The organism is Haloarcula sp. MBLA0138, from assembly GCF_055632455.1.
In genome coordinates this window covers 670,147-685,169 of sequence record NZ_CM145746.1, presented here as the reverse complement: position 1 = coordinate 685,169, position 15,023 = coordinate 670,147, and the positions used below count along the sequence as shown (strand labels likewise).

Here is a 15,023-nt window from a genome sequence, read left to right as displayed (position 1 = left end):
GCGTCGGCCCCCTACCGGCGGGCGGCGACCGCCAGCGCGGCGAGGACGGCCGCCCCGAGCGCGGCGAGCGTGGTGAAGCCGGCTCCGCTCCCGCCGGTCGTCTCGGCTGTCGTGGCTGTCGCGGCCGGCGCGTCCGTCGCGGTCGGCGTCGCCGACGCCACCGCCGAGCGGGCGACGTAGCTGTCGGAGTCGTAGCGGTCGGGGTACAACTGCGCCGTCGCGTCGTGGGCGGCGTTGACGACGCTCCGGGGGGCCGGCTGGTTCAGGTCCCGTGTCCGGAGGACGACGGTCGCGTTCCGCCGGCCGGCCGTCGTGCTGGCGTACGGTTCCTCGGTCACCGCCGACACCCGGCCCTCGGTGGCGAACAGCACCTCGGGGTCGCGCTGGCGGAGGACCTCGGCGCTCAGTTTCGGGTAGCCGGTGTGGTTCCGCGCGGCGACGTTCTCGGTCCCGGCCAGCGTCAGCAGCGAGTCGACGAACGTCCCGTCCGCGGCGACGATGCCGCCGCCCAGCGGGTACAGCGACCGCGGTCGGTCCTCGATATCGGCGGTCGTCTCGCGGACGGCCGCGACGTTGGCGTCCATCCACGCGTTGGCCTCGGCGGCCCCGGCGCAGTTACCGGTCAGGCGGCCGATAGTCGCCGTCTTCCGACGGATGTCGGCGATGCTCGTCGCCGCGGGGAAGTGATACACCGTCAGGCCGGCGTCCCGCAGCGCCCCCACCTGCCCGGCGCTGGCGTTGGGCGCGAGCACGAGGTCCGGTTGGGTCGCCACGACCTCCTCGACGGAGACGCCGAAGGCCGCGGAGACGTTGCGCCTGTCGCCGGCCCCCTCCAGATACGACGCGTACCGGGTCAACCCGACGACCTGCTCGCGGCCGCCGACCTCCCACATCGTCTGGGCCGCCGACGGGTTGGTCGTCGTCACACGGTCGGGGCGCTCGTCGAGCGTAATCTCGGTGCCGGTCGCGTCCGTCAGCGTGACCGGGAACCCGCAGTCCGTCTGCGTCGCGGCGCTGGCCGGCCCCGCCACGCCCGGAGCGGCACCGACCGCGGTCGTCACCAGCGCGAGTCCGACGAGCAGCGTCTGCAGCCGTGCCATCGTCTGTACCGGGCCGGTCGAACAATAAATATTTGCCTACTGCAACTCACCTTGTGAACATGCATGCCGCCGGACGGACGGCGTCGTGGGCCGCCGGCCTCTCGGCGCTGCTGGTCGCCGTGGTTACCGCCAGCGCCGCCGTCGGCCCGGTGTGGATTCCGCCCGTCGAGGTGGCGCAGGTCCTGTTGAACGGCGTCGCGGTGCCGACCGGCGTCACCGTTGACGGCGCGCGCGTCGCCCTCTCGACGACGCCGCTGTTCTCCTTTCCCGTCGCGGACCTCCACCGCCAGATTGTCGTCCAAGTCCGCCTCCCGCGGGTCCTGCTCGCCGCCGTCGTCGGCTTCTCGCTCGCCGCCGCCGGCACCGTCATGCAGGGCGTCTTCCGGAACCCGATGGCCGACCCGGCCATCATCGGCGTCTCGGCGGGGGCGGCCGTCGGCGCGGTGGCGTCCATCGTCGCGCCCGTGACCGTCCCGTTCGGACTCGGCCTCCATGGGGCGGCCTTCGCCGGCGCGCTGCTGTCGGCGTTCGGCGTCTACCTGCTGGCGACTCGGAACGGGCGGACGCCGGTGGCGACGCTGCTGCTTGCCGGCGTCGCCGTCCAGACGTTTCTCGGCGCGGTGGTCTCCTTCCTCCTGCTCCAGAGCGGCGAGAGCATGCGCCGGGCGGTGTTCTGGCTCATGGGCCACCTCTCCAGCGCCACGTGGGGCGACGTGTCGGCGACGCTGCTCCCGGTCGCCGTTCTCTTTTGCGTCCTGCTGGCGTACGCCCGCGACCTGAACGTCCTCCTGCTCGGCGAACCCGACGCCGCGAGCCTCGGCATCGACGTCGAGCGGGCCAAGCAGATTCTGCTGGGTGCGTCGGCCGTCGTCACGGCCGCCGGCGTCGCCGTCGCGGGCGTCATCGGCTTCGTCGGCCTCATCGTCCCGCACGTCCTGCGCCTGCTCGTCGGCCCGGACCACCGAATCCTGTTGCCGACCGCGGCGCTGTCGGGCGCGGCGTTTCTCGTCGCCACGGACACGCTCGCGCGCTCGGGCAGCGCCGAAGTGCCGGTCGGCATCGTCACCGCCGCGCTGGGCGCGCCCTTCTTCCTCTACCTGCTGCGCAACCGGGAGGTCCACGAACTGTGAGCGGGACCGACGGCGCGGACGAGGCCGGGCGCGTGGACCGGGCGGACGACGCGAGCGACGCGCCCGTCGTCGACGTGACCGACCTCGCCGTCTCGCTGGGCGACCAGCGGGTCCTCGACGGCGTCTCGCTGACCGTCGACGAGGGGGCGCTGGTCGGGCTGGTCGGGCCGAACGGTGCGGGCAAGACGACCCTGTTGCGGGCGATACGGGGGACGCTGACGCCCGACGCCGGCCGGGTGCGGGTCGCCGGCGAGTCCCTGCCCGCGCTGTCGGCCCGGGAGCGGGGCCGACTCGTCGCCAGCATGCCACAGGAGCCACAGCTATCCTTCGCGTTCACGGTCGAGCAGGTCGTCGAGATGGGGCGGACGCCCCACCTCGGGCGGTTGGACCGGCCGGGCGAAGACGACCGCGCGGCCGTCCGGGCGGCGATGGAGCGGACCGCCGTCGCCCGGTTCGCAGACCGGACCGTCACCGACCTCTCGGGCGGCGAGCGCCAGCGGGTCCTCCTCGCCCGCGCGCTCGCGCAGGCGACGCCGGTGTTGCTGCTCGACGAGCCGACGGCGAGCCTCGACGTCAACCACGCCGTCCGGACGCTGGAACTGCTCTCGGGGCTCGTCGCTGACGGGAAGACCGCCGTCGCCGCCGTCCACGACCTCGACCTCGCGGCCCGGTACTGCGACCGGCTCGTCCTGCTGTCGGGCGGGCAGGTGCTCGCCGCCGGCCCGCCCGAGGCGGTCCTCGCGCGCGAAACTGTCGGCGAAGCCTTCGGCGCGGACGCGCTCGTGACCCGCCAGCCCCACAGCGACGCCCCGCTCGTGACGCCGCTGCCCGAGCGCGAGCGCGTCGACGCGCGGGTCCACGTCGTCGGAACGGGGCGACCGGCCGCGACCGCGCTGGCCCGCCTCGTCGCCGCCGGGGCCGAGGTGAGCGTCGGAGTCGCGCCGGCCGGCGACGCGGCAGCCGAGCGCGCCACAGCGCTGGACTGCCCGGCGGTGACGGTGCCGCCCTTCGCCGGCATCGACGCGGGCGCGCGCCGCCGCGCGGTCGAACTGGCCGGCGCGGCCGACGCCGTGGTCGCGGCCGGCGAGGTGGGCGAAGGGAACCGACCGGTCGTTGACGCCGCCGACCGCCTGCTGGCGGTGCGAAGCGACGACGGCGTCCCCGTCGGGGGGGCCGCGGAGACGGTCACCGTCGACGCACTCCCGGCGGCGGTCCGGGACGGCGGCGACCGGCCCGAGCGTGCGGCCCCGTGGCACGAAGAGTAAGACCGATACCGACGCTGGCCCAACTCGGGTCGTGGACGACACCGTCGCGTGGCTCCGGGACCGACCGTACTACGAGGGACAGCTAGTCGACGAGCGGACCGTCCCCGGGAGCGAAGCCGCGTTCGCCGACTGCGACCTCGACGACCGCCTCGCCGGCGTCCTCGCCGAGTCGGGCATCGAGTCGCTGTACGCCCATCAGGTCGACGCCGTCGAAGCGGTGCGGGCCGGCGACAACGTCGTCCTCGCGACCGAGACCGCGAGCGGCAAGAGCCTCGCCTACACCGTTCCAGCGTTCGAGCGGGCGCTGGACCGTCGCGCGACGGCGCTGTACGTCGCCCCGCAGGTCGCGCTCATCAACGACCAGACCGAGACGCTGTCGGAACTCGCGCGGGGACTGGGGTTCGCGTCGGGCGTCTCCGTCGAGCAGTACACCGGCCGGCAGTCGAAGTCGGAGAAGGAGGCCGTCCGCGAGCGCCAGCCGACCGTGTTGCTGACGACGCCGGACATGCTCCACTACGGTATCCTCCCCCACGCACACCGGCTCTGGGACTGGTTCTTCGGGCGGCTGGAGACCGTCGTCGTCGACGAGGTCCACGGCTACCGCGGCGTGTTCGGGAGCCACGTCGCGCTCGTCATGCGCCGCCTCCAGCGGGTCGCCGAGCGGTTCGACGCCGGGAGCGCGGGCGACACCGGCGGCGGCCCCGAGTGGGTCTGTTGCTCGGCGACCATCGGCAACCCGGTCGACCACGCCGCCGGCGTCACCGGCCGGCCGGCCGACTCCTTCGCGCTCGTCGACGCGGACGCCAGCGCCAGCGGCCCGCGCCACTGGCTGCTGTGGAACCCGCCGGAGTACGAGGGACGGGGCGGCAGCGGCCGCCGGAAGTCGAGCCACGTCGAGACCAAGCGGCTGTTCGTCGACTTGGTCCAGCGGGGCCTCCAGACGGTCGTCTTCGCCGGCTCCCGGCAGGCCGCCGAGCGGTACGCGGCGGCCAGCGCCGACGAGCTACGGGACCGCGGCGAGCCCGCTCTCGCCGACAGCGTGGGCGCGTATCAGGCCGCGCTGACCGACGAGAAGCGCCGCCGGCTCGAACGCGACCTCCAGTCCGGCGACCTGCGCGGGGTCTGGTCGACCAGCGCGCTCGAACTCGGCGTCGACGTGGGTGGGCTGGACGCCGTGTTGCTGGACGGCTACCCCGGGACGCGGATGCGGGCCTTCCAGCAGGCCGGCCGGGCGGGGCGAGGCACCGACCCCGCCTTGGTCGCGCTGGTCGGCGGCGAGGACCAACTCGACCAGTACGTCCTCCAGAACCCGGACGCGCTGTTCGAGACCGGCGCGGAGCGGGCCGTCACGAACCCCGAAAACGAGCAGTTGCTCCCGGACCACGTCCACGCCGCGGCCTGCGAGAACTGGCTCTCGCCCGACGACGACCGCCACTTCGGGGAGCGGTTCCCCGACGTGGTCGCCGACCTGCAGTCACAGGGCCGGCTCGACCGCCGCACCACCGACGACGGCATCCGCTGGCTCGGGTCGGGCAGTCCCCATCACGAGATGAGCCTGCGGACCGTCGACGACCGGCAGGTGAAACTCGTCGCCGGCGACGACGTGGTCGCAAAGCTCCCCTTCGAGGACGCCCTGCGAGACGCCCACCCCGGCGCGATATATCACCATCAGGGCCGCCGTTACGAGGTGACGGACCTCGACCTCGCGGCCGGCGTGGCGACGCTCGACAGGACGTGGGCCGACTACTACACGCGGGTCCGCCACGACAAGACCATCACCGTCGAGGCTGACCTGCGCGGGCGGACGCTACCCGCCCGCCCGGACGTGCCGGTCCGGTTCGCCTCGGTGACGATGCGCAAACAGATTACCGGCTACGAGCGCCGGGACAGCGGCTCCGGCGAGGTGCTTGGCCGGCGGTCGCTCGACCTCCCCGAGACGACGCTGGAGACGCGGGCGCTGTACCACACCGTGCCGAGCGACCTCGAACGCGAGATTCGCGGCGGGGCGGCCGACCCGGACGCCGACGGCGTCGAGACCGACGGCGGGGCGGACGGAGCGCAGGGTGACGCGAGCGACCGCGGGCCGGACGGCGACCCCGGGGACTTCCCGGGCGCGATTCACGCCGCCGAGCACGCCATGATTTCGATGTTCCCCTTCGAGTACCTCTGTGACCGCGGCGACATCGGCGGGCTGTCGACGCCGCTGCATCCCCACACCGACGCGCCGACCGTCTTCGTCTACGACGGCTACCCCGGCGGCGTCGGCCTGACGCGAGCCGGTTACGAAGACGTCGACGCCCTCATGCGGACGACGCTGTCGATGCTGCGGACCTGTGACTGCACCGACGGCTGCCCCGCCTGCGTGCAGTCGCCCCACTGTGGCAACGCCAACGACCCGCTGGACAAACACGGGGCGATACACCTGCTCGACGGGCTGACCGGCGAGGAGACGAGCTGACGGGGCCGACCGGCGACGCCCGCAGCGACGTTAGCTGAAGTCCTCCAACCGCATCTGGTCGGCCGGGACGCCGTCGGGCTCGTCGGCCCCCAGCAGTCGGGGGACGGCCGTGTTAGCGAACGTCAGGCCGACGACCAGCAGTATCGGCGCGAAGAAGAGGCCGTAGAACCCCAACACGACGGGGCCGAGCGTGTACGCCAGCATCAGCAGGCCGACGTGGGTGTTCTCGCCGCTGAGCAGCGGCCGCAACAGCAGGTCCGGGACGGTGTCGACCACGACGACGGCGACGACGAGAAAGCCCAGAACGTACGCCAGCAGCGACGAGTCCCCGCCCAAGACGATGGGCAGGGCGGCGATGCCGGTCAGCGGGAGGTACACTATCTTCATGCCGACGACGGGAATCAGGCTGGCGATACCGGTCAGCGCGCCGGCCAGCGCCGGATAGGGGACCTCCGCGGGGGCCGGGACGAGCGCGTTGTACGCGCTGAACGACGCGATGGCGATGAGGCCGATGGCGAGCACGTTCAGGAGGTTCCCGAAGAGGACCGCTTCCAGTTCCGAGTCGACGGCTTCGAGGTACTCGCGGATGACGGCGTCGTCGTCGAACCGGAGGAGCCACCCCCGTATCCGCCCGCCGTCGAGCAGGAGGTAGTAGGTGACGATGACGGTCACAAAGAGGTTGAGAAAGAGGTTCGAGACCACCGTGGTCAACAGCGTCGCGTGGCCGGTGACGAACTCGACCAGCGGCGAGAGCTGTCCGGACTGGTAAGCGTTGTACATCCCCTGTACCGTCAGGTCGGGGACCGTCTCTATCCCGCCCAGCCAGTCGACGTGTGTCGACGCGACGGAGACGAGGGCGTACTGTTCGACGAACTGTTGGGCCTCGACGACGAGCAACACGACGGCGTAGCTCACCAGCAGGAGCAGCGGGACCGCCAGCGACGCCATGACCACCACCGCCCGGACCCGGGCGGGCAGCCGGAGCCGCCGGAGGAACTTGAAGTACCGCCGGGTGGAGTAGTAGAGGAACACCGAGACGGTCAGCGGCGCGATGAATTGGTAGGCGAGGGCACCGAGGACGGCCGCGACGAGGAGGCCAAACAGGGCGACGACGAGACGTTTCTCGTCCATACGCGTCACCATTCCGCGTACAGGTATAAATATGCCGACAACTCCGAGTCGACGGTGGTCGTTGCCCGCTTCCGCGCAGCCGACTCGTTCGTCCAGAATCAGCCTCCAATCGGCGGATTCCGGATACCGAGCGCCTCCCACTCAGCCGACTCGTTCGTCCAGAATCAGCCTCGTCTTCGTACTCACCACTTCGTCTAACTCTCGGGCCCGCGTGATGAGGTCGTTGACGGCGTTCGTGTCGGCAGCGTCGACGACGACGACGATGTCTTCCTCGCCCGAGACCTGCCAGACGAAGTCGACGGCGGGCCACTCGGAGATACGGTCGGAGACAGCCTCGGTGTCGACATCGACGTCGACGCTGACCTCTATCATCGACTTGACGTTGCCGGTCCGCGTCGCGACGGTGAAGCGTTCGATGACGCCCTCGTCGACGAGGCTCTCGACGCGGTTGCGGACCGTCCCTTCAGAGGTGCCGACCTCGTCTGCTATCTCCGTGTACGGGATACGGGCGTCCCGGCGGAGTATCGAGAGTATCTCGCGGTCGAGTTCGTCCATCGAGATGTGAGGCTACTGACGGCCCCGACTTGAGTATTACGAAAATCGTAACTCGCCTTCGAAAGCAACCCTTATGAGCGCCGATGGAATACGCATCTCGTAATGGCTGACGCATACGTCGCGCTGGAGGGAGACCGCGTAATCGAAGCCCGCGCTCGCTCGCCCGGCACGGCCCGCGGCGAACTGGTGTTCACGACGGCGTACACCGGCTACGAGGAGAGTCTGACCGACCCCTCCTACGAGGAGCAGGTGCTTACGTTCTCGTACCCGCTCATCGGGAACTACGGCGTCCGGGAGGAGCGCTTCGAGTCCGACCGCGTCCACCCCCGCGCCGCCGTCGCCCGCGAGATGACCGACGAGGTCGCCGAGTGGCTCGAATCGGAGGGCGTCCCCGCCGTCGACCACCTCGACACCCGTGACATCGTCACCGAAATCCGCGACGAGGGTGCGATGAAGTGTGGCATCGCGGCCGGCCCCGACGTGACCGAGCAGGACGCGCTCGACGAACTCCACGAGTGCAAGCACATGTCCGACCACACCGACATCGGCGCGCAAGTCTCCGTCGACGACGTGACCGTCCACAACGAGGGCGGCGACGGCGCGACGGTCGCGCTGGTCGACTGCGGCGCGAAAGGCTCCATCGTCGAGTCGCTGGTCGAGCGCGACGCCACCGTCCACGTCTTCCCGTACGACGCGAGCGAGGACGACGTGGCCGCCGCCGACCCGGACCTCCTCTTCATCTCGAACGGCCCCGGCGACCCCGAGAACTTCGAGCAGGCCGGCGAACTCGTCGAGACGTACGTCGGCGACGTGCCGCTTGCCGGCATCTGTCTCGGCCAGCAGGTCGTCGCCAACGCCTTGGGCGGCGAGACCGAGAAGATGGAGTTCGGCCACCGCGGGGTCAACCAGCCCGTGCGCGACCTCCGCTCGAATCAGGTCGTGATGACGACCCAGAACCACGGCTACACCGTCGCCGAACCCGGCGACAAGCTCGACGTGACGCAGATCAACGTCAACGACGACACCCCTGAGGGGCTGGAAAACGACGACCTGAACATCATCACCCGCCAGTACCACCCCGAGGCCAACCCCGGCCCGCACGACTCGCTGGGCTTCTTCGACGACGTACTCGGGATGGCAGAGGAGTAGGAGAGCCGTAGCGGACCGAGAGAGCGAGGGTCAGTCGTCCGCGAACTTTTCGGCCCACGGCTGGAGGACGGCCGCGATTGCCTCGTTCATCGGCGCGGCCACGTCTGCCGCCTCGGCGTGGCGGACGGCCGAGGCGTTCAGCGCGTCGAGTTCGAGTGCCTTCTCGTGGGTCAGGTCGTAATGTAGCGACGAGTAGGAGTCGGCGTCGAGGCCGCGGGCGAACTCGACCCACTCGGCCTCGGTGTCGTCTGGGAGCGCGACGCCCTCGGCGCGGGCGACCGCACACACTTCCTCGATGACCCGCCGGTACATCCCCCATGTCTCCTCGGTGTCGCGGATGTCGCCAAGCGGCAGGCGCGTCGCGGCGGTCAACCCGGACTGGGCGCAGATGAAGGCGAACTTCCCCCAGAGTTCGGTGTGGATGTCGTCGGCGAGGACGCCTTCGAGCCCCTCGCAGGCAGCGAACGCCGTATCCAATGCCTCGATGCGGTCGGTCCGCCCGCCGTCGAGTTCGCCGTAGACGAACCGTCCCGGGCCGCCGGTGTGTTCGACGACGCCGGGGGCGGCGATGGTCGAGAAGATGTAGGCGACGCCGCCGACGACGTGGTCGCGGCCGATTTCGTCGGCCAGCCACGGCTCGTTGTCGACGCCGTTCTGGAAGGAGACGACGGCCGTCTCGTCGCCCAGAAGCGGGTCGAGGTCCGCAGCGGCCCCGCGAGTGTCGTGAGCTTTCACGCAGAAGAGGACGTAGTCACACGGGCCGACGTCCGCCGGGTCGTCGGTCGCCGGCAGGTCGACGCTGGCGTCGCCGGCGACGCTCTCGACGCGCAGGCCCTCGGCCCGAAGCGCATCGAGGTGGTCGCCGCGCGCGAGGAGGTGGACCTCGTGGCCGGCGTCGGCCAGCCGCGCACCCAAATAACCGCCGATGCCGCCGGCTCCGAACACTGCGAACTTCATGTGGGCTCCGTGGGGGCGGCCGCGACGTAGGTGTTGTGAAGCAGTCGGTTCCGTGTCGGGCGGTCAGTTCCGCGTCGGACGGTCACTCGGCGTCGTCGTCGCTGTCGGTTCCGTTTACCGGCCGGCCGCGGTACATCACCGTCTGGTCGCTGTCGGTGTCCTCGCGGGTGGTGTCGGGGGCGACCGGGCGGCCGCGGTACATGACCCGGTTCGCGTCGTCGTCGCCGTCTATCGACTCGGGTTCCTCGGGCCGGCGCTCCTCGATGAACGCCGCGGCCGATTCGAGAACCGACATGTCGGTCTTCCGGTGGACCCAGCAGTGGTACATCTTCCGGGGTGTCCGGAGTGCCATGCGGTGGGCGCGGAGGCCACGCTTACAGACCACGTCGGCGACGGCCTCGTGGGGTACCGCGATGACCTCGTCGCCGTCAGCCGTGCCGACCAGACAGAGCGTCCGCCGCCCGGTGACGAGGACGACCGTCCGCCTGTCGCCCGCGGGCGAGACGGTGTTGCGTTTCGTCCCGCGGCCGATGCCGCGTTTCCCGTTCGTGAGGACGTACGCCGGCGCTTCCGCGCCGTCGAGGTACGTCACGGGCGGGTCGTTCAGCGGCCGCGCCTGCGAGAACCGACCCTCGCGGTTGGCGAGGACACCCATCGTCACCGAGTCGTCGGGGGCCATCTCCGAGAGGGTGAACGCCCTGTCGGCGACGTTCCCGTCGCTCATCGCCACCCCCACCCCGAGGCGGCGTTCGTCGCGTGGTCCATGCCACGACTGCGGTGGCTGCCGACAAGAGGGTTGCGAACGTCGTAGTTTTCGCCGCGCGAGCGGGCGTTTCGTCGATTATAGTCCGATAACGTTCTCGTATCGGAAGGTGGGCTAGTTACGCGAGGCGCTCCCGGTGGGCGCTCACTTGCCCCACTCGCGGACAGTCTTGGGGCGGTCGCTGATGGCTTGGACCGACAGCGGCTCGTCGGCGGAGTTGATGGCCTCCAGCGCGGCCTCGGCGCTCTCGATGGTCGAGAAGTACGTCACCGTCTCCTCGACACAGACCTCCAGCACGTCGCGGTCGCGCGAGACCACGAGGTCTATCTCGCCGTTCTGGATGCTCTCGATGACAGCCTCGGTGTCCGCGTAGTCGTCGAGGTCCGTCACGTCGAAGTGCTCCTCGAAGCCGCGGATGGGCAGGTCGACCAGCGCCGCACCCTCCAGCGGGATGGCCTTGCCGACAGACATCTGGGCCTTCTGGTAAGCCTTGCCGAAGGAGCCGGCGGTCCCCATGACCTCGCCGGTCGACTTCATCTCCGGGCCGAGCCGCGGGTCCGAGCCCGGCAGGCGGTCGAACGGCAGGACGACCTCCTTGACGGAGACCTGCTCGGGAATCCGCTCCTCGACGTCCATCTCGGCCAGCGAGCCGCCGGCCATGACCTTCGCGGCCAGCTTGGCGATGGGAACGTCGGTGGTCTTGGAGATGAACGGCACGGTCCGCGAGGAGCGCGGGTTGGCCTCCAGCACGTACACCTCGCCGTCGCGGACGGCCAGTTGGACGTTCAGCAGACCGACGGTGTCGAGCGCGTCGGCGATGTCCTCGACGACTTCGCGGATGCGGGGCATCACGTCCTTTATCTCCGGCGAGCGGGGCGGAATCATACACGCCGAGTCGCCGGAGTGGACGCCGGCGGTCTCGACGTGTTCCATCACGCCGCCGATGAGCACGTCGTCCTCGTCGGCGACGGCGTCGACGTCCAGTTCGACGGCGTCGGCGAGGAACTCGTCGACGAGGATGGGTTTGTCCGGCGAGACCCGTACGGCCTCCTCGATGTAGGTCTCGAGGTCGTCGTCGTTGTAGACCACGTCCATCGCGCGACCGCCCAGCACGTAGCTCGGGCGGACGAGGACCGGGTAGCCGATGTCGTGGGCCAGTTCGAGCGCCTCCTCCTTGCTCGTGGCCGTCCCGCCCTCGGCCTGTGAGATGCCGAGTTCGTCCATCAGTTGGTTGAAGCGGTCGCGGTCCTCGGCGAGGTCCATGGCCTCGACGCTGGTGCCCAGAATCTCGCAGTCGAGGTCACGGCGCTCCAGTTCGTCCTCCAGCGGCTGGCCGATGTCGACGGAGGTCTGGCCGCCGAACTGGACCATCACGCCGTCGGCGTCGGTCGACTCGATGATGTCGGCGACCTCCTCGGCGGTGACCGGTTCGAAGAACAGGCCGTCGGAGGTGTCGTAGTCCGTCGACACCGTCTCGGGGTTGTTGTTGACGACGTGGGCCTCGATGCCCTGCTCCTCCAGCGCGCGGACGGCGTGGACCGAGCAGTAGTCGAACTCCACGCCCTGCCCGATACGGATGGGGCCGCCGCCGACGACCACGACGCTCTCTAGGTCGCGGTCGATGACGAGTTCGTCGCGGTCGATGCCCGAGATGGGGTCCCGCGTCGAGTAGTAGTACGGCGTCGTCGCCTTGAACTCGCCGGCGCAGGTGTCGACCAGCTTGTAGTCGCGGTCGGTGGTCTCGGTCTCGACGGTGTCGACCGAGACGTCGCCGGTGCCGTCGTTCTGGGGCGGCGTGGCCGCCTCGCCGCCGTCGGTCGCGGCCTCGACGGTCCCGTCGCCGAGCGCGGCCGGGAGCCACGAGCGGTGGGTGTCGTCGAACTCGCCGCCGGCCAGCGCGGTTATCTCCTGGTCGGTGAAGCCGACCTGCGCGGCGGCCTCGTAGTCGCCCTCCATCGCGGCCTGTGCGGCGTCGGCGACCTGCTCGAACCGCTCGACGTACCACTCCTTGATGTCGGTCAGGTCGACTATCTCCTCGACCGTGTACCCCCGCGTGAACGCCTCGAAGATGGCGTAGGGCCGGTCGGGACTGGCCCGGACGAGGTACTCCGACTCCAGTTCGTCGTCGCCGACCTCGCCGAAGTCGACGGCGGGGTCGTACTCCGAGGAGCGCAGCGCTTTCAGCAGCGACTCGGGGAAGGTGCGGCCGATGGACATGGCCTCGCCGGTCGATTTCATCGCCGTCGAGAGCTCGAAGTCCACGTCGCGGAACTTGTCGATGGGCCAGCGCGGGACCTTCGTGACGACGTAGTCGATAGCGGGCTCGAAGGCCGCGGTGGTCTCGCCCGTTATCTCGTTGTCTATCTCGTGGAGGCGCTTGCCCATCGCCACCTTCGCCGTGACGCGGGCGATGGGGTAGCCGGTCGCCTTCGAGGCCAGTGCCGAGGACCGGGAGACGCGGGGGTTGACCTCGACGACGCGGTACTCGCCGCCGGGCGTGCCGTCGTCGCGCCACGCGTGCTGGATGTTACAGCCGCCCTCGATACCGAGTTCGCGGATGACCTTCAGCGCGGAGTCGCGCATCTCTTGGTGGCCCTCGTCGGGGATGACCTGCGAGGGCGTGACGACCGTGGACTCCCCGGTGTGGATGCCCATCGGGTCGATGTTCTCCATGTTGCAGATGATGATACAGGAGTCGTCGGCGTCCCGCATCACCTCGTACTCCAGTTCGACCCAGCCCTCGATGGACTCGGTGACGAGCACCTCGCCGTTCCGGGAGAGGCGCAGGCCCTTGCGGACGCGCTCGACGAGTTCGTCCATGTCGTCCACGACGCCGGACCCGGACCCGCCGAGGGTGTAGGTCGTCCGCGAGATGACGGGGAGGCCGCCGACCTCGTCGACGGCGTCCTCGACGCGCTGGCGGAAGCTCTCCTCGTCGAAGTCGGTGACCGACTCGTCCTCGTCGAGCGAGATGGTAGTCGAGCGGGCGACCGGTTCGCCGATGTCTTCCATGCGCTGGCGGAACAGGTCGCGGTCCTCGGTGGCGTAGATGGTGTCCAGCGGCGTCCCCATCACGTCCACGTCGTACTCGTCGAGAACGCCTTCCTCGGCGAGTTCGGCGGTGACGTTCAGCCCGGTCTGGCCGCCCAGCCCGGCGATGACGCCGTCGGGGTCCTCCTTCCGGATTATCTCGCTGATGGCCTCCGTGTTGATGGGTTCGAGGTACACCTTGTCGGCCATCTCCGGGTCCGTCATGATGGTCGCCGGGTTGGAGTTCACCAAGACGACGCGCGCGCCTTCCTCCTGAAGCGCCCGGCAGGCCTGCGCACCGGAGTAGTCGAACTCGGCTGCCTGTCCAATCTTTATCGGGCCGCTCCCGATGAGGAGTATCGTACGGTCTTCCTCGGCTGTCATTACCCGACCGGAGTCCACACATCGTAATAAGCCCGGCGAAAGATTACGAGGCTCGAAACAGAACTTCGAATGTCGTAATGTGACGCCCTACCACGGAGGCTGGGGACGGCCCGCAGGGTCGTCGGTGGTAAGCCGTTCAGGCCCGCTGGTCGCTGAACCGGTATCGGTAGGGCTGGTCGCGGATGACCTCGACCTCGCCGGTCTGTGCCCGTCGACCGAGTACCGTGGCGACGCGGTGCGCGCTGTCGAAGTCTTCGCCGTGGGCTTCGAGCAGGTCCAGTATCTCGCGGGCCGTCAGCGGCTCATCCGCGTCGGCGTCGTCGAGCACCGACCGGATGCGCTCGAACTCGCCGTGACGTATGGCCATGTTCACGTACAACAGCCCAAACACCATATAATGCCGTCAGACAGCCGTCAGACGGCGATTTCGGTAGAACCGCCCGACAGCGACGGGGCGAACGTTGTCAGCCGCTGTCATACGACGAGCGTCGAGAGTTGCGTCTCCGACACGGCGGGTGCCGGCGTCGACGGCGCGGCGACAGACCCTCAGACGGCGGAGTCGTGCCGGTCGTCGAAGTTCCGCTCGCGGCGGTACTGGTCGACGAACGCCGACACGTCGAACTCCAGCATCTGGGCCTCGAACTCGTCGACGACCGCGTCGTCTTCGGCGTGGCTGACCGCGTGTTCCATCAGTTCGACCAGCAGTTCCACGACGATCTCGTGGAGCCGCCGGGAGTCGAACGCGGTGACCCACGCCATCGAGTAGCCGACGGCACCGTTGTCGGCGGCGTCCGCGACCGCAACCTCGTCGGGGAACTCCTCGATGACGACGCCCATGAGGTGAGCGGTCGTGAACTCGTCGTGGTCGTCGGCCGGCTCGACCGTCTCGCCCAGTATCTCGACGAGGAACTCCGGGACGAACCGGGCCAGCGGGTGCGCGTCCAACACGACGGCGTGGGTCTCGCCGCAGTCGCAGTCGAGCTCGCGGATGCCCATGTGGAGGCGCTCGCGGATGTCGATGACCTCGCCACAGGCCAGTTCGAGCTCCGACTCGCGGCCGCCGGGGACGCGCGGTTCTGCCATCACCTGTCGTTGGACGCT

Annotated in this window: 12 protein-coding genes; 4 read left to right on the top strand and 8 right to left on the bottom strand. The window is 69.9% G+C overall.

Annotated features, from left to right (window positions below):
- Window positions 1–11 precede the first annotated feature (11 nt).
- A complete protein-coding gene (locus ACV7JO_RS03515; RefSeq protein ID WP_470354960.1) occupies window positions 12–1,100 on the bottom strand; it encodes a PGF-CTERM-anchored ABC transporter substrate-binding protein in 1,089 nt (362 codons plus the stop codon).
- A gap of 59 nt (window positions 1,101–1,159) precedes the next feature.
- Between ACV7JO_RS03515 and btuC the strand changes: the two genes are divergently transcribed.
- The 3 genes from btuC to ACV7JO_RS03500 are packed head-to-tail and all read left to right on the top strand — an operon-like array spanning window position 1,160 to window position 5,953.
- The gene (gene btuC, locus ACV7JO_RS03510; RefSeq protein WP_470354959.1) at window positions 1,160–2,230 is read left to right on the top strand and encodes a vitamin B12 ABC transporter permease BtuC; all 1,071 of its coding nucleotides are present in this window, start codon (window positions 1,160–1,162) and stop codon (window positions 2,228–2,230) included.
- A gap of 32 nt (window positions 2,231–2,262) precedes the next feature.
- Complete coding sequence (locus ACV7JO_RS03505; RefSeq protein ID WP_470355747.1) at window positions 2,263–3,495, top strand: heme ABC transporter ATP-binding protein; 1,233 nt, start codon at window positions 2,263–2,265, stop codon at window positions 3,493–3,495.
- A 31-nt stretch (window positions 3,496–3,526) separates the two neighbouring features.
- Entirely contained in the window at window positions 3,527–5,953 is a 2,427-nt protein-coding gene (locus tag ACV7JO_RS03500; protein WP_470354958.1) for a DEAD/DEAH box helicase, read from the top strand.
- Between the two features lie 30 nt (window positions 5,954–5,983).
- Here ACV7JO_RS03500 and ACV7JO_RS03495 read toward each other — a convergent pair whose 3' ends face one another.
- Both ACV7JO_RS03495 and ACV7JO_RS03490 read right to left on the bottom strand, forming a co-directional pair.
- Window positions 5,984–7,084, bottom strand: coding sequence for an AI-2E family transporter (locus ACV7JO_RS03495; protein ID WP_470354957.1), 1,101 nt, complete (start codon window positions 7,082–7,084; stop codon window positions 5,984–5,986).
- Between the two features lie 141 nt (window positions 7,085–7,225).
- Window positions 7,226–7,639 (bottom strand): Lrp/AsnC family transcriptional regulator, encoded by a 414-nt coding sequence (locus ACV7JO_RS03490; RefSeq protein WP_470354956.1) that lies wholly within the window; start codon window positions 7,637–7,639, stop codon window positions 7,226–7,228.
- 102 nt (window positions 7,640–7,741) lie between these two features.
- Here ACV7JO_RS03490 and carA point away from each other — a divergent pair, with 102 nt between their 5' ends.
- Window positions 7,742–8,788 (top strand): glutamine-hydrolyzing carbamoyl-phosphate synthase small subunit, encoded by a 1,047-nt coding sequence (carA, locus tag ACV7JO_RS03485; RefSeq protein WP_470354955.1) that lies wholly within the window; start codon window positions 7,742–7,744, stop codon window positions 8,786–8,788.
- 30 nt (window positions 8,789–8,818) lie between these two features.
- Here carA and ACV7JO_RS03480 read toward each other — a convergent pair whose 3' ends face one another.
- The 5 genes from ACV7JO_RS03480 to ACV7JO_RS03460 all read right to left on the bottom strand — a co-directional run bounded on the left by ACV7JO_RS03480 (window position 8,819) and on the right by ACV7JO_RS03460 (window position 15,005).
- Window positions 8,819–9,745 carry a ketopantoate reductase family protein gene (locus tag ACV7JO_RS03480; protein ID WP_470354954.1) on the bottom strand — a complete coding sequence of 309 codons (927 nt, stop codon included), beginning with the start codon at window positions 9,743–9,745 and terminating at the stop codon, window positions 8,819–8,821.
- An 82-nt stretch (window positions 9,746–9,827) separates the two neighbouring features.
- Entirely contained in the window at window positions 9,828–10,469 is a 642-nt protein-coding gene (locus ACV7JO_RS03475) for a hypothetical protein (RefSeq protein WP_470354953.1), read from the bottom strand.
- A gap of 183 nt (window positions 10,470–10,652) precedes the next feature.
- Entirely contained in the window at window positions 10,653–13,922 is a 3,270-nt protein-coding gene (gene carB / locus ACV7JO_RS03470) for a carbamoyl-phosphate synthase large subunit (RefSeq protein WP_470354952.1), read from the bottom strand.
- A 136-nt stretch (window positions 13,923–14,058) separates the two neighbouring features.
- On the bottom strand, window positions 14,059–14,289 hold the full coding sequence (locus tag ACV7JO_RS03465) for a hypothetical protein (protein WP_470354951.1): 231 nt from the start codon (window positions 14,287–14,289) through the stop codon (window positions 14,059–14,061).
- Window positions 14,290–14,468: 179 nt separating this feature from the next.
- On the bottom strand, window positions 14,469–15,005 hold the full coding sequence (locus ACV7JO_RS03460) for a DUF5815 family protein (protein WP_470354950.1): 537 nt from the start codon (window positions 15,003–15,005) through the stop codon (window positions 14,469–14,471).
- Window positions 15,006–15,023 lie beyond the last annotated feature (18 nt).

Bases quoted from the DNA above. Each gene is read 5' to 3' on its own strand.
- ACV7JO_RS03515 (WP_470354960.1), bottom strand. From the start codon at position 1,100: ATGGCACGGCTGCAGACGCTGCTCGTCGGACTCGCGCTGGTGACGACC.
- btuC (WP_470354959.1), top strand. From the start codon at position 1,160: ATGCATGCCGCCGGACGGACGGCGTCGTGGGCCGCCGGCCTCTCGGCG.
- ACV7JO_RS03495 (WP_470354957.1), bottom strand. From the start codon at position 7,084: ATGGACGAGAAACGTCTCGTCGTCGCCCTGTTTGGCCTCCTCGTCGCG.
- ACV7JO_RS03490 (WP_470354956.1), bottom strand. From the start codon at position 7,639: ATGGACGAACTCGACCGCGAGATACTCTCGATACTCCGCCGGGACGCC.
- carA (WP_470354955.1), top strand. From the start codon at position 7,742: ATGGCTGACGCATACGTCGCGCTGGAGGGAGACCGCGTAATCGAAGCC.
- ACV7JO_RS03480 (WP_470354954.1), bottom strand. From the start codon at position 9,745: ATGAAGTTCGCAGTGTTCGGAGCCGGCGGCATCGGCGGTTATTTGGGT.
- ACV7JO_RS03475 (WP_470354953.1), bottom strand. From the start codon at position 10,469: ATGAGCGACGGGAACGTCGCCGACAGGGCGTTCACCCTCTCGGAGATG.
- carB (WP_470354952.1), bottom strand. From the start codon at position 13,922: ATGACAGCCGAGGAAGACCGTACGATACTCCTCATCGGGAGCGGCCCG.
- ACV7JO_RS03465 (WP_470354951.1), bottom strand. From the start codon at position 14,289: ATGGCCATACGTCACGGCGAGTTCGAGCGCATCCGGTCGGTGCTCGAC.
- ACV7JO_RS03460 (WP_470354950.1), bottom strand. From the start codon at position 15,005: ATGGCAGAACCGCGCGTCCCCGGCGGCCGCGAGTCGGAGCTCGAACTG.